We start from the raw sequence: 21,119 nt of genomic DNA, 5'->3' as shown, positions 1-21,119 counted from the left end.
ATAAAAAAGAAGAGGCGCCGAAGCGCCTCTTTAAAACAAACCCAGGATCAATCATCACCCATCTTGAGGGCCTGAATGAAGGCCTCTTGCGGGATTTCCACCTTGCCGAACTGGCGCATGCGCTTTTTGCCTTCCTTCTGCTTGTCCAGAAGTTTGCGCTTACGCGAAATATCGCCACCGTAGCACTTGGCCGTCACGTCCTTGCGCAGGGCCGAAATGGTTTCGCGCGCAACGATACGGCCGCCAATGGCTGCCTGAATCGGTATCTTGAACATGTGCTGCGGGATCAGCTCTTTGAGCTTTTCACACAACGCGCGGCCACGCTTTTCAGCAGCCGAACGGTGAACCAGCATCGAAAGCGCGTCAACCGGCTCTTCATTCACCAAGATCGACATCTTAACCAGATCGCCTTCACGGTAATCCGAGAGGTTATAGTCGAACGAAGCATAGCCCTTCGAGATCGACTTCAGGCGATCATAGAAATCGAACACGACTTCATTGAGCGGCAGATCATAGGTGATCATCGCACGCGGGCCAACATAGGTCAGATCGATCTGGAGGCCGCGACGCTCCTGACAGAGCTTCATGATCGCACCGAGATAATCATCTGGCGTCATGATGGTTGCGCGAATCCACGGTTCTTCAATCGCTTCGATCTTGACCACATCCGGCATATCAGCCGGATTGTGCAGCTCTTTCTGCGAACCGTCCTGCATATTCAGGCGATAGACAACCGAAGGCGCCGTCGTGATCAGGTCGAGATCAAACTCACGCTCAAGACGTTCCTGAATAATTTCAAGATGCAGAAGCCCGAGGAACCCGCAGCGGAAGCCAAAACCCAGTGCCGCAGAGGTTTCCATCTCAAACGAGAACGACGCATCATTGAGACGCAGCTTGCCCATCGCAGCGCGCAGGTCTTCAAAGTCAGCTGCATCAACCGGGAATAATCCACAGAACACAACCGGCTGCGCAGGCTTGAAACCGGACAGAGCCTTTTCGGTCGGGCGGCGGTCTTCGGTGATTGTATCACCGACGCGGGTATCCGCCACTTCCTTGATGGAAGCGGTGATGAAGCCCAGTTCACCCGGTCCGAGTTCATCCATCTGAACCATTTTCGGCGTGAAGACGCCCGTGCGTTCAACCGGATATTTCGCGCCTGTACCCATCATGCGGATGGTCTGGCCCTTTTTCAGCACACCGTCGATAACGCGAACCAGCACGATAACGCCCAAGTAACTGTCATACCAGCTATCCACCAGCATGGCTTTCAGCGGTGCGTTACGATCGCCCTCTTTCGGCGGCGGCAGCTGCTCGACGATCGCTTCCAGCACATCAGGAATACCGAGGCCAGTTTTGGCCGAGATCATCACGGCCTTGCTTGCATCAATGCCGATCACTTCTTCGATCTGGCTCTGAACCCGCTCAGGCTCGGCTGCGGGAAGATCGACCTTGTTCAGAACCACCACGATCTCGTGGTTGTTGTCGATGGCCTGATAGACATTGGCCAGCGTCTGCGCTTCCACGCCCTGTGAGGCATCCACCACCAGAAGCGAACCTTCGCACGCAGCCAGCGAACGCGAAACTTCATAGGCGAAGTCGACGTGTCCGGGGGTGTCGATAAGGTTCAGCACATAGTCCTCGCCGTTCTTCGCCTTATAGGTAAGACGAACGGTCTGGGCTTTGATGGTGATGCCGCGCTCGCGCTCGATATCCATCGAGTCGAGGACCTGGTCCTTCATCTCACGCGTGTCCAGCCCGCCGGTCAATTGAATGAGGCGGTCGGCCAGCGTCGATTTGCCGTGGTCGATATGGGCGACGATCGAAAAATTGCGAATATGGTCAAGTGGTGTGCTCATGCGCGCGATTTACCAGTAAGCCGCGAAATCTCAAAGCGGTATTGCGCGTTTAATACGGGAAAAGCAGCCTTTGTCGCAATCGTGACAACAAGTCCCCTTTGCGTTGTTGCCAAAAGGCGATAAATCACCGTCAGAAAACATGCCGTAATCATCATGTCCGGCACTATAATAGGGCTTTCATGCAGGAGTTCAGGATGAAGACCGAACCGAACGAAGTTCACAACAGACCAAAACTGGTCACCGTTTTCGGCGGCTCTGGCTTTGTTGGGCGCGCGGTCGTAGCCAGCCTCACCAAGCGTGGCTATCGTGTGCGCGTTGCCGTGCGCAAGCCGGAGATTGCTTATTATATGGCGCCACTCGGCAATGTCGGCCAGATTCAGATGGTTCAGGCCAATGTACGCCATCGCGGCTCGGTTGAGCGCGCCATCATGGGTGCAGATCACGTTATCAATCTTGTTGGCATTCTTGCTGAAGGCGGCAAGCAGCGCTTCAACAGCGTTCAAGTGCTGGGTCCAAAGAACATCGCCGAAGCCACAAAGGCAGCGGGCCTCAAGCTGACGCATCTTTCGTCACTGGCGGCCGATGCCAATTCGAAGTCTGACTACGCCCGCACCAAGGCAGAGGGCGAAAAGGCGGTTCTTTCGGTCCTGCCGGGTACAGTTATCCTGCGTCCGTCGATCATTTTCGGCCATGAAGACCGCTTTTTCAACCGCTTCGCCAATATGGCGCGCTTCTCGCCGTTCCTGCCGGTTATCGGCGGCGGCGAAACAAAACTTCAGCCAGTCTATGTCGGCGATGTTGCGGAAGCTGTTGCACACGCCGTTGATGGCAAGCTGACACCGGGTGCGGTTTATGAACTGGGCGGTCCAGACGTACAGCCATTCAAGAACTGGATGAAAGATATGCTCGGCGTCATCGCCCGCAAGCGCATCATCGTCTCTATGCCCTGGTGGGTGGCTCGCCTTCAGGCATCGGTTCTTAGCTTGCTGCCAAATCCTTTGCTCACCAATGATCAGGTGACATTGCTGAAATCAGACAATGTGGTTTCGGAAAAAGCCACCAAGGAAGGGCGCACGCTTCAGGGCATGGGCATTCAGCCAGAAGCGGTGGATGCAATCCTTCCCGCCTATCTCTGGCGCTATCGCGTTGCCGGTCAGTATACCAAGACCGGGTTTGCGTGAGTATCGATGCAGATAAGACAAAGGGGCCGAAAGGCCCCTTTTCTTTTATGCGCTCTTTTCGGCTTACCCCCAAATCAATAGGGCAGCCATTCCAAGTGCGCCGACAATCAGACGCCACCATGCAAACAGTTTGAAACCGTGGCGCGAGACATAATCAAGTAGGTGCTTCACGACGAATACGCCTGAAATAAAGGCCATAATGAAGCCAACGACAATCTGCGCTGTGTCGTTGAACGAGAGCATGCTGTGGCTTTTATAAAGGTCATAGGCAAAAGCGCCGGCCATGGTTGGCATGGCGAGGAAGAATGAAAACTCCGCCGCTGATCGTTTGTCAGCACCGAGCAGAAGCGCACCAACAATGGTCGAACCTGAGCGCGATACGCCGGGGATCATGGCAAGGCACTGCACAAAGCCAATCGCCAGACAAATCGGCAGCGGATAATCCATCACATCACGATAACGCGGATTGAGATTCAACTGATCAACCCACAAAAGAATGAAACCGCCAATGATCAGCATGATGCAGATCAGCATCGGTGTTTCAAACAGCACGCTCTTGATAAAGCCGTGCGCCATTGCGCCAATGACAGCGGCTGGCAGAAAAGCCACCAGAATACCCAGTACAAAGCGGCGTGTGCGCGCATCACGTGGGAAATCGGTCAGAATTTTGAGAAGCTTTGCCGAATAGACACTCAGGATTGCAAGGATCGCACCGAGCTGAATGAGCACTTCAAAGGTCTTGCCAGTTGATTCAAAGCCCAGAAAATGGCCGATCAGCAGCAGATGGCCTGTTGAGGAAACGGGGATGAATTCCGTCAAACCTTCGATAAGACCGAGAAAAGCGGCTTCCAGAAGATTATAAATTTCCATGAAGTCAGTACCTTAGAAGGTGGCAGGATAAAAATGGCGCATCTTGACGAGCTGTTAAGCATGAAAGTGCTACAATAAACGCTTCCAGCGATTGCTTGTCTCAGTCAAGCATAGCACCTATAAACTAAACATTCCGTTGAGGTGGCTCGAATCGCCTGACAGCAGAAATAAACTGCTGCCAGTGCAAATGCTAGCCACAGGCCTTCATCGGAGATCACTTAAAGCTTGTCAGTCGAGAGTACCGCGTCGATTATGCTTACGCTTTTTCATCATCCTATGTCTTCAGGCTCACGCTATGTGCGGCTTATTCTCGGTGAATATGATGTTGAAGCCGAACTGATTGAGGAGCGTCCCTGGTCGCGCCGCAAGGAATTTCTGGCGCTCAACCCTGCAGCCACGCTTCCTGTCTTATTGGCTGAACGCGATCTGCCGGTTGTTGGTGCAACCGTCATTGCAGAATATCTTGATGAAACACGCGGCGCCTTGAAACGCAGTCGTCGTCTTTTGCCCGAAAGCCCTATGGAACGCGCAGAAGTGCGCCGTCTTGTCGACTGGTTTCTGCTCAAACTCGAAAACGAAGTCACCCGCCACATCGCGCGTGAACGCGTATTCAAGCTTCAGATGGCCGATGAAATGGGCGGCAGTGCACCCGATTCGACAGCGATCCGTGCCGCGCGCACCAATATCCGCCAGCATATGAAGTATATCGATTGGCTCGCCGCAACACGCGACTGGCTGGCAGGCGGTCATCCCAGTTATGCTGATATGGCAGCAGCAGCATCCATCTCCGTGCTCGACTATCTTGGCGAAATCGAATGGGGGGAAACAAAAGCCGCGCGCGACTGGTACGCTCGCATGAAATCGCGCCCAGCTTTCCGCCCGTTGCTGGCCGATCGTGTACGCGGACTAGCTCCAGTGGCTCATTATGGCGACCTCGACTTCTGACTCTAAAGAGCTAAAGCTTAAGCGCTTTCTGATTGAAGAAGCGAAGGCGGTGGGCTTTGATGCGGTGGCTTTCACGTCACCGGATGCAATTCCGCAAGCACCCCAACGTCTTCGGCAATATATTGCCGATGGCCATCACGCCGATATGCTGTGGATGGAAGAAACCGAAGATCGTCGGGCAAACCCCAGCGTTCTCTGGCCAGAGGTTCGCTCGATCATGATGCTGGCCATGAATTACGGCCCGGACAGCAACCCACTGAACATTCTTGAACACAAAGACCGCGCAGCAATCTCGGTCTACGCGCAGAACCGCGATTATCACGACATCATCAAGGGCAAGCTCAAGCACATTGCCAGCCGCTTTGCCGCACGTGCCGGGCAGGACGTAAAAGTCTTTGTCGATACGGCACCTGTGATGGAAAAGCCGCTGGCGCAGGCCGCTGGCCTTGGCTGGCAGGGCAAACACACCAATCTGGTCAGCCGGGAACTCGGTTCCTGGCTATTTCTTGGGTCGATCTTCACAACGGCTGACATTCCGCCCGATGAGCCGGATCGCGATCATTGCGGTTCCTGCCGTGCCTGTCTCGATGCCTGCCCGACCAAGGCTTTCCCCTCGCCTTACCGGATTGATGCGGGCCGCTGCATTTCCTATCTCACCATAGAGAATAAGGGACCCATTCCGCACGAATTTCGCAAAGCCATGGGCAACCGCATCTATGGTTGCGACGATTGCCTTTCGGTCTGTCCGTGGAACAAGTTTGCGCAGGCAACCAGCGAAATGAAGCTGAAAGCGCGTGACGATCTCAAGGCTCCAAGGCTTGCTGATTTTCTCGCCCTTGATGACCCGAGCTTCCGCAAGCTGTTTTCCGGTTCTCCCGTCAAGCGCATCGGTCGCGACCGATTTTTACGCAATGTGCTGATTGCAGCAGGCAATTCGGAAGATGAGACGCTGGTGCTACACGTGGAAAGCCTGCTTGAAGACCCGGAACCTGTCGTGCGCGGCGCTGCTGTCTGGGCATTAAAGCAACTCATCGATGCAGAACATTTCAAAATTCTAAAGAATCGTCTGGCCTCACGCGAAGAGGATGATACGGTGCGCGCAGAGTGGAAATTGGAGGACGATTAGAATGCGCATTTTTCTGTTTGGATCCGGTTATTCTGCGAGAGCCTTTTCGCGCTTGATGACTGGAGAGGCAGAGCGCATTGATGGCACCACCCGCAACGAGCAGAATTTCCCGCTTCTCGAAAAATCCGGCATCGCGCCGATGATTTTTGATGGCGAGACCGCCTCGCCTGAACTGATCGACCTCCTTGCAAAATCAACCCATGTGGTGATTTCGATTTCACCACGCGAAAACGGCGATCCATCACTGGCAATCGTTGAAGAAGCACTGCGCCGTCCCGGCAACACCATCCGCTGGATCGGCTATTTGTCGACTGTGGGTGTTTACGGCAATCACGATGGCAACTGGATTGACGAAACCGCTGAATGCGCGCCTGCATCCCGCCGCTCACTGGAACGGATCGAAGCAGAGAACGCATGGGAAGCGTTGAGCGAGCGCCATAGAACGCCTGTCGCACTTTTACGCCTGTCGGGCATTTATGGTCCGGGCCGCAACGCCTTCATCAATCTTGAAAACGGCACCGCCCGCCGGATCATTAAGGACGGTCAGGTCTTCAATCGTATTCATGTCGAAGATATTGCCGGAAGTCTGCGCTTTCTGGCAGGCACCAATAGCGGCGGCACTTTCAACATCACTGATAATGAACCTGCGCCGCCGCAGGATGTCGTGGTCTATGCTGCGGAACTGATGGGCGTTGTTCCACCGCCAGAAGTTTCCTTCGCAGACGCCGATATGACGCCGATGGCGCGGTCCTTTTATGGCGAGAACAAGCGCGTTTCAAACCGTCGGATAAAAGATCTTGGCTACACATTCCTCTATCCTGATTATAAAATAGCGTTTTCCGCCATGTGGAACGAGAAAACATGGCGCTGATTGCCGTTTGAATAAAGGCAAAGCATAATTCTGCACATTGGTTCGAATGATTCGAACAAAAGTTTTTGGGAACGGCCCGATGGATAAGAAATCCACGTCAAAATTCTGGTCACGCTTCATCCTTGCAACCTGTCTTTCGGCGATGATTGCCCCGAACCTCGCGCAGAAGGTACAGGCGCAGGACATACCCGCCAAACAAGCCTTCGGCGGCAAGAAACTTCCCGTTCTCGCACAAGAGCCGCAATCGATTGGCTTTTATGCCAAGGGCTGCTTGGCAGGTGCCGTCGCGCTTCCCGTCGATGGTCCGAACTGGCAGGTGATGCGGCTTTCGCGCAATCGCAACTGGGGACACCCACGCACGATTGCCCTTCTGGAGAAGCTCTCGCGTGATGCAGCGAAAGATGGCTGGCCGGGTCTTCTGGTCGGCGATATTTCGCAGCCACGTGGTGGCCCCATGCTGACGGGCCATGCCTCGCATCAGGTCGGGCTGGATGCCGATATCTGGCTCACACCCATGCCGAAGAAGCGCTTTACGGATGCAGAACGCGAAAGCGTGTCGGCTGTATCGATGCTTAAAAACGATTCCCTTTATGTTGATCCCCAAAAATGGACACCCGCCCGGACGGCATTGATCCGGCATGCGGCAAGCTATCCTGAAGTCGAACGCATTTTTGTGCATCCCGGCATCAAGAAGCAGCTTTGCGACACCGTAACAGGAGACCGCAGCTGGCTTGGCAAGGTGCGCCCCTACTGGGGCCATTTTTATCATTTCCACGTCAGACTGTATTGCCAGCCGGGATCGCCCGATTGCAAACCACAGCCAAAGGTGGCTGCGGGTGACGGTTGCGACAAATCGCTGGCATGGTGGTTTACGGATGAACCGTGGAAGCCAGCCAAACCTTCGAAAGAACCACCCAAGAAGCCAAAGCCGGTCATGGTATCCGACTTGCCAAAGACCTGTGCGGCGGTGCTCGCTGGCCCTTCGCCCGATTCAATCGCTGATGTGATCTATGGGGCAAACTAGTATCTGTTGAGAATTAGGGTCTGGAGCGTGTATTAGAAAACATGCTTTTCACTGCCCCTTAGCTTCGCTATAGGCTTTAACCGATTTAAAATGCAAATGACAAGGTTATCAACCTCATGACGAAACGCCTGCGCATTGCACTGATTGCTCACGATCTGAAAAAAGACGAGATGGTTGCTTTCGCGCGTAACCATGAAAAGGCTTTGTCGCATTATGATATCGTGGCCACCGGAACCACAGGTGGACTCATTCAGGAAGCATGTCCAACGCTTAATATTCATCGCGTCAAAAGCGGCCCGCTTGGCGGCGACCAGCAGATTGGTGCAATGATTGCGGAAGGCACGGTGCAGGCCCTGATCTTCTTCATCGATCCGCTCTCGCCACTCCCGCATGATGTCGATGTAAAAGCCCTCACACGATTGGGCAGCGTCTATGACATCCCAATGGCCCTTAATCCTGCCACCGCTGAGAAGCTCGTGCGCGTCCTGGATTAAACCCATTTCGCAGCCACGAGCCGCGCATAATAAGAAAAAATGAAATAACAAGGCACACCATGATCAACGCTGACCAGAGTTTCAAGTTTCCCGTCCTCGTCGGCGATATTGGTGGAACCAATGCCCGCTTTGCGCTGCTTATTGATTCTCATGCAGAGCCAAAAGAATTTCCTGTGGTGCAGACTGCAGATTATGCAACAATTGACGATGCGATTGAGCAGACCGTGCTCAACCATACTTCCGTTCGCCCCCGCTCTGCCATTTTGGCAGTTGCCGGGCCCGTCGATGGTGACGAAATTGATCTAACCAATTGCGATTGGGTTGTGCGTCCAAAACAAATGATCGCCAATCTTGGTTTTGAAGACGTGACCGTGCTCAATGATTTTGAAGCACAGGCACTTGCCGTTGTTTCAATTGAAAAAGAATATCTGCATCAGATTGGCGGGCATGATGAAGAAATCATTGCAACCCGCGTTGTGCTTGGACCGGGCACAGGGCTTGGCGTTGCGGGTCTGGTGCGCACGACGAAAGCCTGGGTTCCGGTTCCCGGCGAAGGGGGGCACATTGATATTGGTCCGCGCAGCGAACGCGATTATCAGGTCTTCCCGCATATCGAAACCATCGAAGGGCGTGTTGCGGCAGAGCAGATTCTGTGTGGGCGTGGTCTGCGCAATCTCTATCTTGCAGTCTGCGCGGCAGATAAAATAACACCCATTTTGGACACACCGCCGGACATAACCGCGGCCGGTCTGGACGGCAGCAACCCACAAGCAGTGGAAACGCTTGAACTTTTTGTGACCTATCTGGGCCGTATCGCAGGCGATTTAGCCCTCATCTTCAAGGCACATGGCGGTGTCTATCTTTCGGGCGGCATTCCGCAGCGCATTCTTTCCGCGCTACAGGCAGGATCGTTCCGCGCAGCCTTTGAAGACAAGGCTCCGCATACGCATTTCATGCGCGATATTCCGGTTCGTGTGGTCGTGCATCCGCTTGCAGCGCTCAGTGGACTATCGGCCTTTGCCCGTACCCCAACGCGATTTGAGGTTTCAACCCATGGCCGCCGCTGGCGCAGAGCCTGAGCCAATGCTCTTTCTCAGGCCCAGATTTTTCTGAGGCATAGTCAAGCGGCGAAGATAAGGATATAGAAGCGCTGCAATGAATTGTTCCATTGCAGCCTTTGTCGTTTCCTGTCCAAAGAGACACGCGAAAATGCATGATCAACGACAGCCAGCGGCTGACAGATAAAAAGCACTTTGCCCGTGAGTCTACTCAAAAAGAAAAAAAAGAAAATCGATCCGAGCGAAGCCACACGCGTCATTCGTCGCATGATGTCGGAAAACGCGAGCCAGTATAAGGCAAGCTACGCGATCGCGATTGCTGCTTCTCTGCTGGTTGGCGCTTCCAATGGCGCGCTGGCCTATATGATGAAACCGATGATCGACAAGATTTTCTATGAGCAGAAGATCAGTCTTATCTGGGTTATCTGCGGCGCGATTCTCGGGATTTTCGTGCTTCGTGGACTTTCGAGTTATATTCAGGCTGTCGAGTTGGCCAAGATCGGCAACAACCTCGTTGCGCGCTATCAGAAGCGCATCTTCGACCATCTGCTTAAACTCGGCCTCGACTTTTATAATGATACGCGTTCGGGCCATCTTGCAGCCCAGATCAATCAGAACGTGAACGGCATCCGCGATTTGCTCAACATGACAATCACGTCGATTGCGCGCGACTTCGTTGCGCTGATCGGTCTTATCGGCATGATGTTTTATACCGATCCGTTTATGTCGACAGTGGTTTTTCTCATCGGTCCGCCACTTGTTCTGGCCGTTTCCTATATTTCACGCCGCATCCGATCTGTGACCCGTGATCTTGTCCACCTCAACTCCCATCTTCTGGGAGCCATGCAGGAAACCGTGCAGGGTGTCGCCATTGTGAAAGCCTTCACGATGGAAGACCAACTCCGTGGCAAGATCAGCACGCTCATTGATCAGGCCGAAAACCGCAGCAACAAGATTGCCCGCGTTTCCGAACGCACAACGCCTATTGCGGAAATTCTGGCAGGGTTCGCCATTGCCGGTGTGCTGGCCTATAGCGGCTATAATGCGATTCTCAATCAGCAGCCGCCCGGCTCTATGTTTGCCTTCATCACCGCCTTGTTGCTGGCCTATGACCCGGCACGCCGTCTTGCCCGTTTACAGGTTGGTCTTGAGCGCGCACTGGTGAATGCACGCATGATCTATGAAGTGCTGGATATTGAACCCAATCAGGGGGATGCGCCGGATGCAGTGGCTCTCAAGCCCGGCAAAGGCGAAATCGATTTTCAGAATGTCCACTTTGCCTACAGCGATGTGGCACCGGTTCTGCATGGTGTGAGTTTTACCGCCAATGCAGGCCAAACGACCGCCATTGTCGGAGCATCGGGAGCAGGTAAGTCCACCCTCATCAATCTCGTACAGCGATTTTACGATCTGACAGACGGCAGCATCCTGTTCGATGGGCAGGATATCGCCAAAGTCACAAAAGACTCGCTGCGCCATGCGATAGCTTATGTTTCACAGCAGCCTTATCTGTTTGAAGGTTCGATTGCCGATAATATCCGCTACGGACGCCCCGATGCGACACAGGAAGAAATTATCGAAGCGGCAAAACTTGCCAATGCGCATGAGTTCATTCTACAGCAGCCGCAGGGCTACGATACGCCGGTCGGTGAAAACGGTGTGACGCTCTCCGGTGGCCAGCGCCAGCGCGTGTCGATTGCGCGTGCTATTGTGCGGGATGCGCCTGTGCTTCTGCTAGACGAAGCGACATCCGCACTCGATAATGAGTCAGAAAAGCGTGTGCAGCAGGCACTTGATCACATCATGCATGAGCGCACCACGATCGTGATCGCGCATCGTCTTTCCACTGTTGTTAACGCGGATCGCATCATTGTCATGGAAGCCGGTCATGTGGTTGAAGACGGTCGTCATGACGACCTGATCAAGATACAAAACGGCGTCTATGCCCGCTTCTATCAGCTTCAGAGCGGCAAGGATGACATGCTCATCGGGAACAATGGCACAGAGGAAAAGTCCAATGGCTGATAGTGCAGAAACCGGGCTCGTTGTTGTGGGCGCCAATGGGCGTATGGGACAGGCTCTCATCCGCGCCATCCAGGCAATTGACGGTGCGCGTCTCACTGGCGCTATTGCGCGTCCCGGCTCGCCATATCTTGGCAAAGACGCAGGCGACGTTGCAGGCGTCGGCACGCTCGGTGTCACGATCACCGATGATCCGCTACCGGTTTTTGCAAAGGCGCAGGGCGTACTCGATTTCACCACACCAGCAACAACGCTCAATTATGCAGGCCTCGCTGCGCAAGCACGTATCGTACATATTATCGGCACCACGGGCCTTTCCAACGAAGACGAAGAAAAGATCAGCGCCGCAGCACGCCATGCAACAATCGTCAAATCCGGCAATATGAGCCTCGGCGTCAACTTGCTGTCGGGCCTCGTGAAAAAGGCGGCTCAGGCACTCGGCCCTGAAGATTTCGACATCGAAATCCTTGAAATGCACCACAAGCACAAGGTTGACGCGCCGTCCGGCACCGCCCTTCTGCTTGGTGAAGCCGCAGCGCAAGGTCGCTCGATCAATCTTCTCGATAAAAGCGTGCGCGTGCGCGACGGTCATACCGGGGCACGTGAACAGGGCACAATCGGCTTTGCGACGCTGCGCGGCGGCTCGGTTATCGGCGATCATGAGGTGATATTTGCTGGAGAGGGTGAGCGCATCACCTTGGCTCACCATGCTCAGGACCGCACGATCTTTGCGCGCGGCGCTGTGAAAGCAGCACTTTGGGCACACGGCAAGAAACCCGGCCTTTATTCCATGCTCGATGTTCTCGGGCTAAACGACTAACTGATCTTTCATCCCAACGGAGTGCTGCGATGTCTCGTACCCTCGTCCTGGTCCGCCACGGCCAAAGCGAATGGAATCTCAAAAACCTTTTTACCGGCTGGCGCGATCCGGGCCTCACCGAACAGGGCCATGCCGAAGCGAAAGCTGCGGGTCAGCGTTTGAAGGCCGCCGGCCTCAAGTTTGACCTCGCATACACTTCGGCTCTGTCGCGTGCGCAGGTCACCTGCCAGCACATTCTCGACGAACTCGGCCAGTCCGGCCTCGAAACAATCCGCAATCAGGCCTTGAACGAACGCGATTATGGCGATCTCTCGGGCCTCAACAAGGACGATGCACGCGCAAAGTGGGGCGAAGAGCAGGTTCACATCTGGCGCCGCTCTTACGACGTCCCTCCTCCGGGCGGCGAAAGCCTGAAGGACACCGGCGCACGCGTCTGGCCTTATTACCTGCACACCATCCAGCCACATGTACTGCGCGGTGAAACCATTCTGGTTGCTGCCCACGGCAATTCGCTGCGCGCACTCATCATGGCGCTTGATGGCCTGACACCGGAAGAGATCCTCAAGCAGGAACTCAATACGGGCGTTCCAATCATCTACAAGCTGAACGCCGATTCGACAGTCGCTTCCAAGGAAGTGCTTTCAGCATAATGATTTTTCGGGCGCGGCTGCAATTATGCATTCGTGCCCAATCTCTGTTAGCCAGCTTTTTAACGACTCAAATCAGCAATGTGAAAAAAAGCTGATGGAAGTGTGAAATCTTGATTGACAGAAGCAAGCCGACCCCTTAGATCGGTCCTCGTCGCCCAGATGGCGGAATTGGTAGACGCACCAGCTTCAGGTGCTGGCGCTCGCAAGGGCGTGGAGGTTCGAGTCCTCTTCTGGGCACCATTTCCAAGTCTTCAGACCACTACCAAGGTCCAGAAGCACTCCAAAAAGCCCGCGCAAGCGGGCTTTTTTGTATCTTCCAGTCTGACGCCGTCCGATTGCATCCGAGAAATTTGTTGGTATCGAGCCAAATACCAACAAATTCTGGAAAAGTGATACCAACAATGGCGCTGACCGACACGGCAATTAAGGCTTTAAAACAAGGTGTTAGCGCCAGAAAATACAGCGACGCCAACGGCCTGTTTTTGTTGGTACAGCCTAGCTTCACAGCATTGGCCGATGAACTGCTGGACAAAAACGCTGGCTAGTAAGCCTAGCGATAAGCGACTTGGGAGACAAACAACTAACGGAAATATCGGCAACGGATATTCTGTTCGCTTAATAAATGCAGTTCAACTGCCTGTGCTACGACAGTGACTAAGGCTTAGCTACAAGCCCATGTTGATGCAAAACCAGCGCCACCGCGCCCAACACGGTATCATCATTGCGCAGAAACTTGCCAATGATGAAGTTTGGTTTGCGAACGTGCGGCGCATGCGCCGGTGGGCGCACAGCATGCTTTTCAAAATTCTGCTCCACTGCACGCAGAAAGCCAGGACCAATTGCAGCAATCTTGCCAGCAATTATGATATCTGGAGGGCTCAGTATAGTGGACGTGATGCCAATCGCCCAGCCCGCCATTTCAGCGGCATCCTGAATGAGTCGATCATAAGGCGGCACACCTGTTTGTGCATTTTTTATAAATTCGTCGAATGAAAGCCTCTCACCTGTAGCCTGCTCAGCCATCAGCATCAGATTAAAGCCACCAGCATAGGTTTCCAAACACCCCCTATTTCCGCATTTGCATAGGGGACCGTGAGGATTGAGAGAAATATGGCCAAACTCTGCCGCATTGCCATAAGCGCCTCGCTGAACAGCACCATCAATGACAATCGCGCCGCCAATGCCAAGGTCAAATTTATATAGAACAAAATTACTTAGGCCGATTGCAGCGCCCCAGGTCATTTCAGCAAGTGCACCGCAATGACTTTCATTTTCCGCAAAAAGTGGACATTCAATATGCGGGGCAAAAATCTGCGCAATATCAATTCCACACCAGGTCGGCAAAATTGATCCATTCAGCACGGTTCCTTCGTAAGAAACCGGAGCAGAAATAGCTAAGCCGACGCCCAGCAAATCACGAATTGTAATGCCGAGCTTTGCACATTCTACGACAAGCTGCTCTTGAACGCGGATTGCAGCCTCTTGCGGCGTATAATCTTCATGCATCTCGAACCAGACATCGGCGATGACATTATGACCAAGATCGCAAACCGCAATGCGTATTTCTGAAAGGCCCAGCAAAACTCCCGCACAATAAGCCTGCGTCGGATTAAGAGAAATAATTTTGGTGGGGCGACCGAAACCGCCATTTCGTGTTTCAGTTTCAAAAATAATCGCGTTGATTTTCAGTTCAGTCAAAATGGTCGACACTGTCGAGCGGGCAAGGCCTGTCTTTTTTACAAGGTCCGTTGCACTCACTGAACCGACGCTGGCAATTGTCCGAAGAATTTTTCCAACTGGGGATTCGTAGTCGTCAAATATTTCTTTAAAACCAATCATCGCTCCTCCAGCCGTATCAATGGCGTGAATTCTCCATGCGTGCAACTTATTTCATTATAGAAAAAACAAGATGACTATGCTCGCTTTATAGCGATTTAAGGCTCGCTTCCAAGTCTACTTATTTCGTTTATGAAAAAAGTATTGACATATTTGAATGATTTCGCGAGATTAATCAGGAGGTCAGGCTGATGGAGGAGCACCAGGATCCCTGATTTCAACATCATATATTTTGGTGATGTTCAGATATGGGATGGGTGAGAACCACCTGTTGCGAGGAGAAAGCGAATGCAAAAACTAACAGCAGTTCTAAAGTCTTTAAGCGTAACCAGCATACTTGCTATCGGCGTCGCAACGGCCCCTGCAAATGCCGAAAAACTGACAATCTGGACACTTAATTTCGATAATAATGCGTCCAACGTTGCCCTCAAAAAAGTAGCGACTGATTTTGAAGCAGCAAATCCCGGCATACGGGTTGATATTGTTCAGCGTGCAATTGATGAGCACAAGACCGCGCTACGTGTTGCTGCAGGTTCTAATCGCGGACCAGATATTTATTTCAGCTGGGCTGGCTTGGGCCTTGGCGGTGAATATGTCAAAGCAGGCTTATCGTTGCCGCTTGATAAATATTATACCGAGTACAAGTGGCAAGATGAATTGCTGCCAGCTTCAGCTGCGTTTGCAGACCTGTATGAAGGCGGCAAACACGGCGTTCCTTTCACTTTCAAAGGTGAGGCAGTTTACTACAATAAGAAGCTTTTTGAACAGGCAGGCATCACTGAAGAGCCAAAAAGCTACGCAGAGCTTCTTGCTGCTGCACAAAAACTCAAAGATGCCAGTATCCCCGCCTTTACCTTTGGTGGATCCGTTAACTGGCATGTCATGCGTCTGATGGACGTCATCCTCGAAACAAAATGCGGTGCAGAAAAGCATGATGCGCTAAAAGCGATGCAGGCAGACTGGGCAGTCGAGCCGTGCACGAAAGAGGCTTTTGACGAATTCGCAAAATGGACAAAGGATTACACACTCCAGCCATTCATGGGAATCGATAACAAACAGTCTTATAGTCTCTTTACTGCCGGGCGCGCGGCCATGATGCTGGAAGGAGACTGGCTGGTAAGCCAGTTAAAAGGCACAGGTGCGAACCTTGATGATTATGGCATCTTTCCATTCCCTACAGACACAAACCGCCTGTATGGATTTGGTGAGTATAATTACATCAGTTCAAAAAGCCCAAACCCTGATACGGCGGCTAAATTCCTTGATTATCTTTCGTCTACCCCGGTTCAACAGGACCTTGTCGGACAATTCAGCACCGTTTCAGTGAACAAGAATGTAAAATACGAAAACCAGCAGCCCCTTGAAGCTGAGTGGCTGGACATTTTTAATGATTACGGCTCCGTTTACATGAACGGCGACCAAGCATTTCCGCTGGATGTTACCACTGAATATTTCCGCGTCATCAACAGTGTGGCTGCTGGTGATATGACCTCCGATGAAGCGTCGACACAGATGCAGGCTTTCATCAAGGCTCGAAACTAATCCTCCCCGGATGCGAGCTGCCTGAGCTTGATCGCTCAGACAGCTCGCAGGGCCACAATCATCAAGGCAGTCTCATCATTGCCTGGAGGAAAGCATGTCGCTGAAAGCAATCACTCAGACACCGCGTATCCAAGCGTCCATTCTGCTCATCCCGGCTTTGGCGATATATGGCATATTCGCACTATATCCGATGCTGGATGTCATTGTTATGAGTTTCCAGAAATGGAACGGGCTTGATCCGGAGCGCCGGTTCGTGGGCCTCTCCAACTATTCTGCCATATTCACCAATGACCCCGTCTTCTGGGTTGCCTTCAAAAATACCATCATCTGGACATTGTTGAGCCTCGCAATACCTCCCTTCATAGGCTTGCTTCTGGCTTTGAGCCTCAATCAGAAAATATTTGGCCGCAACAGCCTGCGTGCAATATTCTACCTCCCAGTTATCATCGCCCCCATCGCTGTCGCGACGATGTGGAAGTGGATGTACGATCCGTTCTTCGGGCTCTTTAATCAGTTGCTGACCAATTGGGGATTGCAGTCTTGGATTCAGGACTGGCTCGGCAACAAAAGCATCGCACTTTATTCCGTATTTGTTGCCTACATTTGGCAAACCGTTGGCTTCTCGATGGTTTTGTTTCTGGCTGGGCTTCAGAACGTATCGCAGACACTGGTAGAAGCCGCACGGATAGATGGCGCCGGACGCTGGGCAATTTTCAAGCATGTAACATTGCCTGCGCTTCGGCCGACGATGACTGTTGTTCTGGTGCTATCCATCATCTCCTCGCTCAAAGCATTTGACATTGTTTATGGCCTGACAGGTGGTGGCCCAGCGCAAGGCACACAAATGCTGGCACTTTGGGCGTTTACACAAGCTATGCAGATTTTCGACTTCGGGCGTGGCGCTGCAATTTCCGTCGTCTTGTTGTTAATCACGATGGCGATTGTTGTTCCATATCTGCGCTGGATGCAGAAGAACGAGGAGTTGGAATCGTGACCACCACTTCACTCTCTCAAGTTCCATCTAAGATGCGACGAGATCCAGTCCTGATCGGTTTGTGGATCAGCCTGTTACTGATCGCGGTCATCTGGATTGCTCCCTTTGTATTCATCGTCTTCACATCGTTGAAAACACCTGCCGCTGTCACAAGCACCGGCGCCTTCATGCCGCCTGTAGAATGGGCGTGGGGTAACTATTCGGGAGCATGGAACCGGGGCAGCTTTGCCAGTTCATTTTTCAACAGCGTTATCATAACCGCGATCAAGGTCCCAATTGGGCTGCTTATATCTGCCATGGCCGCTTATGCTTTGGCCAAGATAAAGCTCAAGCTCGGTAAGCTGTTACTTCTTATTGTGGTCTTTGGAACTATGATCCCATTTCAGGTCATGCTGGCTCCACTGTTCACACTCGTCAATTCATTTGGACTGATTGACACCTATATCGGCGTTATTCTTCCCTACATTGCATTCGGTGTACCTTATCAGGTCTTCATTCTACATGGGTTCTTCAGGGGAATTCCGAAAGAATTGTCTGAGGCTGCTCTGATTGATGGGGCAAGTCACTTCACCATTTTCCGGCGGATTTTTCTTCCTGTCTGCCTGCCTGTCCTCGCAGCGCTGTTCATTCTTGACTTCGTGTCGACGTGGAACGAGTTCGCGATGGCCCTTGTGCTTTTACAAGATCAGGGCATGTGGACGCTTCCACTGGGGCTGATGTCTTTTCAAGGCCAATTCTCCAGTGATTACGGGCAGTTAAATGCAGCAATTGTGATGACGGTCCTTCCCGCTACGATCGTCTATCTGATCTTTCAACGCTATTTCGTTTCTGGCCTGACCTCTGGCGCGGTCAAAGGCTGACGAGCATTCAGTAAATTCCGAGGAGAAATGCATGTCTGGTGCAACCGTCGAAAAATGGGGTGTTTTTGAAGCATCCTTTGCCGGACCTTCCACTGGCAACCCCTTTCTCGACGTGGCTTTTGATGCGATTTTCAAACATAAAAGCCGCGAAGTTCGTGTTCCGGGTTTCTATGACGGCGATGGAACCTATCGTCTCCGTTTTATGCCCGATATTGAAGGTGAGTGGACATTCACGACACGCTCAGCAACGAAAGAACTAAACGGCCATAAAGGCTGCGTTCTGGTAGAACGACCTTCAGCGAACAATCACGGACCCGTTCGTGTTCGTAACAAGTTCCACTTCTCCTATGCGGATGGAGCCCCGTTCTTTCCGTTCGGAACGACTTGCTATGCCTGGACACATCAGCCGCTCGATATGCAGGACGAAACTCTGGAGACGCTTTCAAAAACGCGCTTCAACAAGATCCGTATGGGCGTTTTCCCGAAAGACTATCCTTACAACACCAACGAGCCACTGCATGCCTGCTTTGAAAAAGACGCAGATGGTAAAGAAGATTTCGACAGACCGAATCCTGCCCATTTCAGGCATTTTGAAAAGCAGATTGCGGCGCTATGTGAGCTTGGTATTGAAGCTGACATTATCATGTTCCATCCTTATGATCGATGGGGCTATGCGGATATGAGCGCAGATCAGGATTACCGATATGTCGAATATCTGGCTGCCCGCCTGTCTGCCTATCGCAATGTATGGTGGTCGCTTGCCAACGAGTATGATTTCCTGCTCAACACAAAGCCAATCGAACAATGGGACCGATACTTCCAAATTTTAGAAGAGAACGATCCCTATCAGCATCTGCGCTCAATCCATAATGGCGACGTGAATTCCAACTACGATCACCGCAAACCATGGGTCACACATATCTGCATTCAAAACCCGGATGTGAAGAAAACGCAGGAATGGCGTGACACGTACGGCAAGCCGGTGGTGAATGACGAGCCGGAATATGAAGGGGACATTCTTGAATCCTGGGGCAATCTGAGCCCGCAGGAACTGGTGCACCGTTATTGGATATCGATGGCACGCGGTGGATATGTCGGACATGGTGAAACATATTCCGATGACAATGATCTCATCTGGTGGGCAAAAGGCGGCAAACTGCACGGCGAAGCGTGGAAGCGCATCGGCTTTCTCCGTGACCTGCTGGAAGCGGATGTTCAGTACGGTCTTGAACCTCTTGGGCCTGTCAAACAATGGCCCTGGTCACGCGTATCAGGTGCACGCGACGGCGATGGCGATTTCAGACTGATCTATTTTGGTGAACACCAGCCCGTCGTCTGGTCATCCGGGCTCCCGATGGATAGCGATGACTATGAAGTCGACCTGATCGACACATGGGCAATGACCATTGAACCGGCCAAAAAGATAGCCGCCCCTGTCACCCACCCAGTAAGACACGGCGCAATCGTGCGCGGGGGAAAGCCCGACGCTGCATTCGGCGTGTCAATCCCGCGCAAACCGTATCAAGCACTGCGCGTGCGCCGTAAGAAATAAATCAGGAAGGTTTGCATATGTCTGGATTAAGCATTGCGGATGTCAAAAAATCTTATGGAACGGTCGACATTATTCATGGTGTCGATGTCGAAATTAACGAGGGTGAGTTTGTCATTCTCGTTGGCCCCTCAGGCTGCGGAAAGTCGACACTGCTGCGCATGATTGCGGGCCTTGAAGATATCACTTCAGGTCAGATCAGCATCGGTGGACGCGTCGTTAACAACCTGCAACCCAAAGACCGTGATATTGCAATGGTTTTCCAGAACTATGCGCTTTATCCGCAAATGACTGTTGCTCAGAATATGGGCTTTGCGCTGGAGCTTGCTGGCTCCAGCAAACAGGAGATTGCCAGAAAGGTAAATGAAGCGGCCGATATTCTTGGACTTCAGCCGCTTCTTGATCGAAAGCCGGCACAGCTATCGGGTGGCCAGCGGCAGCGTGTAGCAATGGGACGCGCAATCGTACGCAATCCCAAGGTCTTCTTGTTTGACGAACCGCTATCGAACCTTGATGCAAAACTTCGCGTTAAAATGCGCGCAGAAATTAAGGCTCTTCATCAACGATTGAAGACAACAATCGTCTATGTGACACATGATCAGATCGAAGCCATGACCATGGCCGATAAAATCGTTGTCCTGAACGGCGGCAAAGTTGAGCAAATCGGATCGCCGCTTGAGCTTTATGATCATCCGAAAAACATTTTCGTTGCTGGCTTCCTTGGATCTCCCGCAATGAATTTTCTAAGCGGAACCCTTAAAAATACCAAGCAATTGAATTTGGAAAATGGCTCGAGTGTAAAAATCGCCGGCGCACCCTCCGCTGCGGTTGGCAAAAACGTGGTTTTCGGCATCAGACCGGAAGACATTTCTATCGGAGGTTCTGACGACATTGAGGCTGTTGTGAAGGTGGTAGAACCCACCGGCTCTGAAACGCACATTGTCCTGGATGTTCAGGGTCAAGAATTAACCTGGGTGGTGCGCGAGAGAACAACGCTTGAAGTTAGTCAAAAAGTGAATGTTTCTTTCGAAACTTCGAAACCGCACTTTTTTGATAGCGCCACCAAACAGCGCTTTGAAAATTAAAGCCTAGAAAATAAGCAAGCTATTGAGTCAACAGCTTCTGTCACACTTTCCAAAGCGTCTATGTGACGGCAAAGATTTTGATTAAATCATAAAGTAGCTTGCGCCCTAGCTTTGAGAAGAGGATCGAAAACCACAGCGCTTGAGGGGATAATCCCCCGATCATAAACTATCGTATCCGAGCGCACTGCCCGGGGCTGGAAGCGATTCCGATCATCTGGAGCGATCTGGCCCGCAATATATGGGGGCACATCCGATGCCAAGTCTTGTTGCCCAGATTTTTCAGGCAAGGCGCGCGCCATTGCTCAAGATCCGCCTGCCAATCCTCGTCCATCGACA

General features: G+C 52.3%; 19 protein-coding genes and 1 tRNA gene. 17 read left to right on the top strand and 3 right to left on the bottom strand.

Annotated features, from left to right (window positions below; translation table 11 throughout):
• Positions 1-47: 47 nt before the first annotated feature.
• Positions 48-1,856 carry a translation elongation factor 4 gene (lepA, locus tag OPR82_RS02800; RefSeq protein WP_265982889.1) on the bottom strand — a complete coding sequence of 603 codons (1,809 nt, stop codon included), beginning with the start codon at positions 1,854-1,856 and terminating at the stop codon, positions 48-50.
• Positions 1,857-2,050: 194 nt separating this feature from the next.
• Between lepA and OPR82_RS02795 the strand changes: the two genes are divergently transcribed.
• The gene (locus OPR82_RS02795) at positions 2,051-3,037 is read left to right on the top strand and encodes a complex I NDUFA9 subunit family protein (protein WP_265982888.1); all 987 of its coding nucleotides are present in this window, start codon (positions 2,051-2,053) and stop codon (positions 3,035-3,037) included.
• 63 nt (positions 3,038-3,100) lie between these two features.
• On the opposite strand, the gene OPR82_RS02790 is transcribed toward OPR82_RS02795, so the two are convergent.
• Entirely contained in the window at positions 3,101-3,907 is an 807-nt protein-coding gene (locus OPR82_RS02790; RefSeq protein WP_265982887.1) for an undecaprenyl-diphosphate phosphatase, read from the bottom strand.
• 252 nt (positions 3,908-4,159) lie between these two features.
• On the opposite strand from OPR82_RS02790, the gene OPR82_RS02785 reads away from it, so the two are divergent.
• The 11 genes from OPR82_RS02785 to OPR82_RS02735 all read left to right on the top strand — a co-directional run bounded on the left by OPR82_RS02785 (position 4,160) and on the right by OPR82_RS02735 (position 13,462).
• Positions 4,160-4,852 carry a glutathione S-transferase family protein gene (locus tag OPR82_RS02785; RefSeq protein WP_265983836.1) on the top strand — a complete coding sequence of 231 codons (693 nt, stop codon included), beginning with the start codon at positions 4,160-4,162 and terminating at the stop codon, positions 4,850-4,852.
• Entirely contained in the window at positions 4,833-5,978 is a 1,146-nt protein-coding gene (gene queG, locus OPR82_RS02780) for a tRNA epoxyqueuosine(34) reductase QueG (RefSeq protein ID WP_265982885.1), read from the top strand. Before OPR82_RS02785 ends, queG begins: the two co-directional genes overlap by 20 nt.
• Before the next feature lies 1 nt (position 5,979).
• Positions 5,980-6,849: an SDR family oxidoreductase gene (locus OPR82_RS02775; RefSeq protein ID WP_265982884.1), complete on the top strand. Its 870-nt coding sequence runs from the start codon at positions 5,980-5,982 to the stop codon at positions 6,847-6,849.
• A 79-nt stretch (positions 6,850-6,928) separates the two neighbouring features.
• Positions 6,929-7,873, top strand: a complete 945-nt coding sequence (gene mepA, locus OPR82_RS02770; RefSeq protein WP_265982883.1) for a penicillin-insensitive murein endopeptidase — start codon at positions 6,929-6,931, stop codon at positions 7,871-7,873.
• A 116-nt stretch (positions 7,874-7,989) separates the two neighbouring features.
• A complete protein-coding gene (locus tag OPR82_RS02765; protein ID WP_265982881.1) occupies positions 7,990-8,367 on the top strand; it encodes a methylglyoxal synthase in 378 nt (125 codons plus the stop codon).
• A gap of 59 nt (positions 8,368-8,426) precedes the next feature.
• Complete coding sequence (locus OPR82_RS02760) at positions 8,427-9,446, top strand: glucokinase (protein WP_265982880.1); 1,020 nt, start codon at positions 8,427-8,429, stop codon at positions 9,444-9,446.
• A gap of 180 nt (positions 9,447-9,626) precedes the next feature.
• On the top strand, positions 9,627-11,450 hold the full coding sequence (locus OPR82_RS02755) for an ABC transporter ATP-binding protein (protein ID WP_265982879.1): 1,824 nt from the start codon (positions 9,627-9,629) through the stop codon (positions 11,448-11,450).
• Positions 11,443-12,267 carry a 4-hydroxy-tetrahydrodipicolinate reductase gene (gene dapB / locus OPR82_RS02750; protein ID WP_265982878.1) on the top strand — a complete coding sequence of 275 codons (825 nt, stop codon included), beginning with the start codon at positions 11,443-11,445 and terminating at the stop codon, positions 12,265-12,267. The genes OPR82_RS02755 and dapB overlap by 8 nt, the downstream gene beginning before the upstream one ends.
• A 29-nt stretch (positions 12,268-12,296) precedes the next feature.
• Positions 12,297-12,917, top strand: a complete 621-nt coding sequence (locus tag OPR82_RS02745; protein WP_265982877.1) for a 2,3-bisphosphoglycerate-dependent phosphoglycerate mutase — start codon at positions 12,297-12,299, stop codon at positions 12,915-12,917.
• A gap of 153 nt (positions 12,918-13,070) precedes the next feature.
• Positions 13,071-13,157: transfer RNA gene (locus OPR82_RS02740), tRNA-Leu, on the top strand.
• 161 nt (positions 13,158-13,318) lie between these two features.
• Complete coding sequence (locus tag OPR82_RS02735; protein ID WP_265982876.1) at positions 13,319-13,462, top strand: Arm DNA-binding domain-containing protein; 144 nt, start codon at positions 13,319-13,321, stop codon at positions 13,460-13,462.
• 109 nt (positions 13,463-13,571) lie between these two features.
• Here OPR82_RS02735 and OPR82_RS02730 read toward each other — a convergent pair whose 3' ends face one another.
• Positions 13,572-14,756, bottom strand: a complete 1,185-nt coding sequence (locus OPR82_RS02730; protein ID WP_265982874.1) for an ROK family transcriptional regulator — start codon at positions 14,754-14,756, stop codon at positions 13,572-13,574.
• Positions 14,757-15,041: 285 nt separating this feature from the next.
• Here OPR82_RS02730 and OPR82_RS02725 point away from each other — a divergent pair, with 285 nt between their 5' ends.
• The 5 genes from OPR82_RS02725 (at position 15,042) to OPR82_RS02705 (ending at position 20,783) form a co-directional block, all read left to right on the top strand.
• The gene (locus OPR82_RS02725; protein WP_265982872.1) at positions 15,042-16,295 is read left to right on the top strand and encodes an ABC transporter substrate-binding protein; all 1,254 of its coding nucleotides are present in this window, start codon (positions 15,042-15,044) and stop codon (positions 16,293-16,295) included.
• A 94-nt stretch (positions 16,296-16,389) separates the two neighbouring features.
• Positions 16,390-17,289: a carbohydrate ABC transporter permease gene (locus tag OPR82_RS02720; protein ID WP_265982871.1), complete on the top strand. Its 900-nt coding sequence runs from the start codon at positions 16,390-16,392 to the stop codon at positions 17,287-17,289.
• 32 nt (positions 17,290-17,321) lie between these two features.
• A complete protein-coding gene (locus OPR82_RS02715; RefSeq protein ID WP_265983835.1) occupies positions 17,322-18,149 on the top strand; it encodes a carbohydrate ABC transporter permease in 828 nt (275 codons plus the stop codon).
• 31 nt (positions 18,150-18,180) lie between these two features.
• Positions 18,181-19,701, top strand: a complete 1,521-nt coding sequence (locus tag OPR82_RS02710) for a DUF5060 domain-containing protein (protein WP_265982870.1) — start codon at positions 18,181-18,183, stop codon at positions 19,699-19,701.
• Positions 19,702-19,718: 17 nt separating this feature from the next.
• Positions 19,719-20,783: an ABC transporter ATP-binding protein gene (locus OPR82_RS02705; protein ID WP_265982868.1), complete on the top strand. Its 1,065-nt coding sequence runs from the start codon at positions 19,719-19,721 to the stop codon at positions 20,781-20,783.
• The last annotated feature ends 336 nt before the right edge of the window (positions 20,784-21,119 follow it).

This window comes from Ochrobactrum chromiisoli (genome assembly GCF_026241335.1).
GTDB classification, from domain to species: domain Bacteria; phylum Pseudomonadota; class Alphaproteobacteria; order Rhizobiales; family Rhizobiaceae; genus Brucella; species Brucella chromiisoli.
This window is presented reverse-complemented; position numbering and strand designations above follow the sequence as displayed.

Bases quoted from the DNA above. Each gene is read 5' to 3' on its own strand.
- lepA (WP_265982889.1), bottom strand. From the start codon at position 1,856: ATGAGCACACCACTTGACCATATTCGCAATTTTTCGATCGTCGCCCAT.
- OPR82_RS02795 (WP_265982888.1), top strand. From the start codon at position 2,051: ATGAAGACCGAACCGAACGAAGTTCACAACAGACCAAAACTGGTCACC.
- OPR82_RS02790 (WP_265982887.1), bottom strand. From the start codon at position 3,907: ATGGAAATTTATAATCTTCTGGAAGCCGCTTTTCTCGGTCTTATCGAA.
- OPR82_RS02785 (WP_265983836.1), top strand. From the start codon at position 4,160: ATGCTTACGCTTTTTCATCATCCTATGTCTTCAGGCTCACGCTATGTG.
- queG (WP_265982885.1), top strand. From the start codon at position 4,833: ATGGCGACCTCGACTTCTGACTCTAAAGAGCTAAAGCTTAAGCGCTTT.
- OPR82_RS02775 (WP_265982884.1), top strand. From the start codon at position 5,980: ATGCGCATTTTTCTGTTTGGATCCGGTTATTCTGCGAGAGCCTTTTCG.
- mepA (WP_265982883.1), top strand. From the start codon at position 6,929: ATGGATAAGAAATCCACGTCAAAATTCTGGTCACGCTTCATCCTTGCA.
- OPR82_RS02765 (WP_265982881.1), top strand. From the start codon at position 7,990: ATGACGAAACGCCTGCGCATTGCACTGATTGCTCACGATCTGAAAAAA.
- OPR82_RS02760 (WP_265982880.1), top strand. From the start codon at position 8,427: ATGATCAACGCTGACCAGAGTTTCAAGTTTCCCGTCCTCGTCGGCGAT.
- dapB (WP_265982878.1), top strand. From the start codon at position 11,443: ATGGCTGATAGTGCAGAAACCGGGCTCGTTGTTGTGGGCGCCAATGGG.
- OPR82_RS02745 (WP_265982877.1), top strand. From the start codon at position 12,297: ATGTCTCGTACCCTCGTCCTGGTCCGCCACGGCCAAAGCGAATGGAAT.
- OPR82_RS02735 (WP_265982876.1), top strand. From the start codon at position 13,319: ATGGCGCTGACCGACACGGCAATTAAGGCTTTAAAACAAGGTGTTAGC.
- OPR82_RS02730 (WP_265982874.1), bottom strand. From the start codon at position 14,756: ATGATTGGTTTTAAAGAAATATTTGACGACTACGAATCCCCAGTTGGA.
- OPR82_RS02725 (WP_265982872.1), top strand. From the start codon at position 15,042: ATGCAAAAACTAACAGCAGTTCTAAAGTCTTTAAGCGTAACCAGCATA.
- OPR82_RS02720 (WP_265982871.1), top strand. From the start codon at position 16,390: ATGTCGCTGAAAGCAATCACTCAGACACCGCGTATCCAAGCGTCCATT.
- OPR82_RS02715 (WP_265983835.1), top strand. From the start codon at position 17,322: ATGCGACGAGATCCAGTCCTGATCGGTTTGTGGATCAGCCTGTTACTG.
- OPR82_RS02710 (WP_265982870.1), top strand. From the start codon at position 18,181: ATGTCTGGTGCAACCGTCGAAAAATGGGGTGTTTTTGAAGCATCCTTT.
- OPR82_RS02705 (WP_265982868.1), top strand. From the start codon at position 19,719: ATGTCTGGATTAAGCATTGCGGATGTCAAAAAATCTTATGGAACGGTC.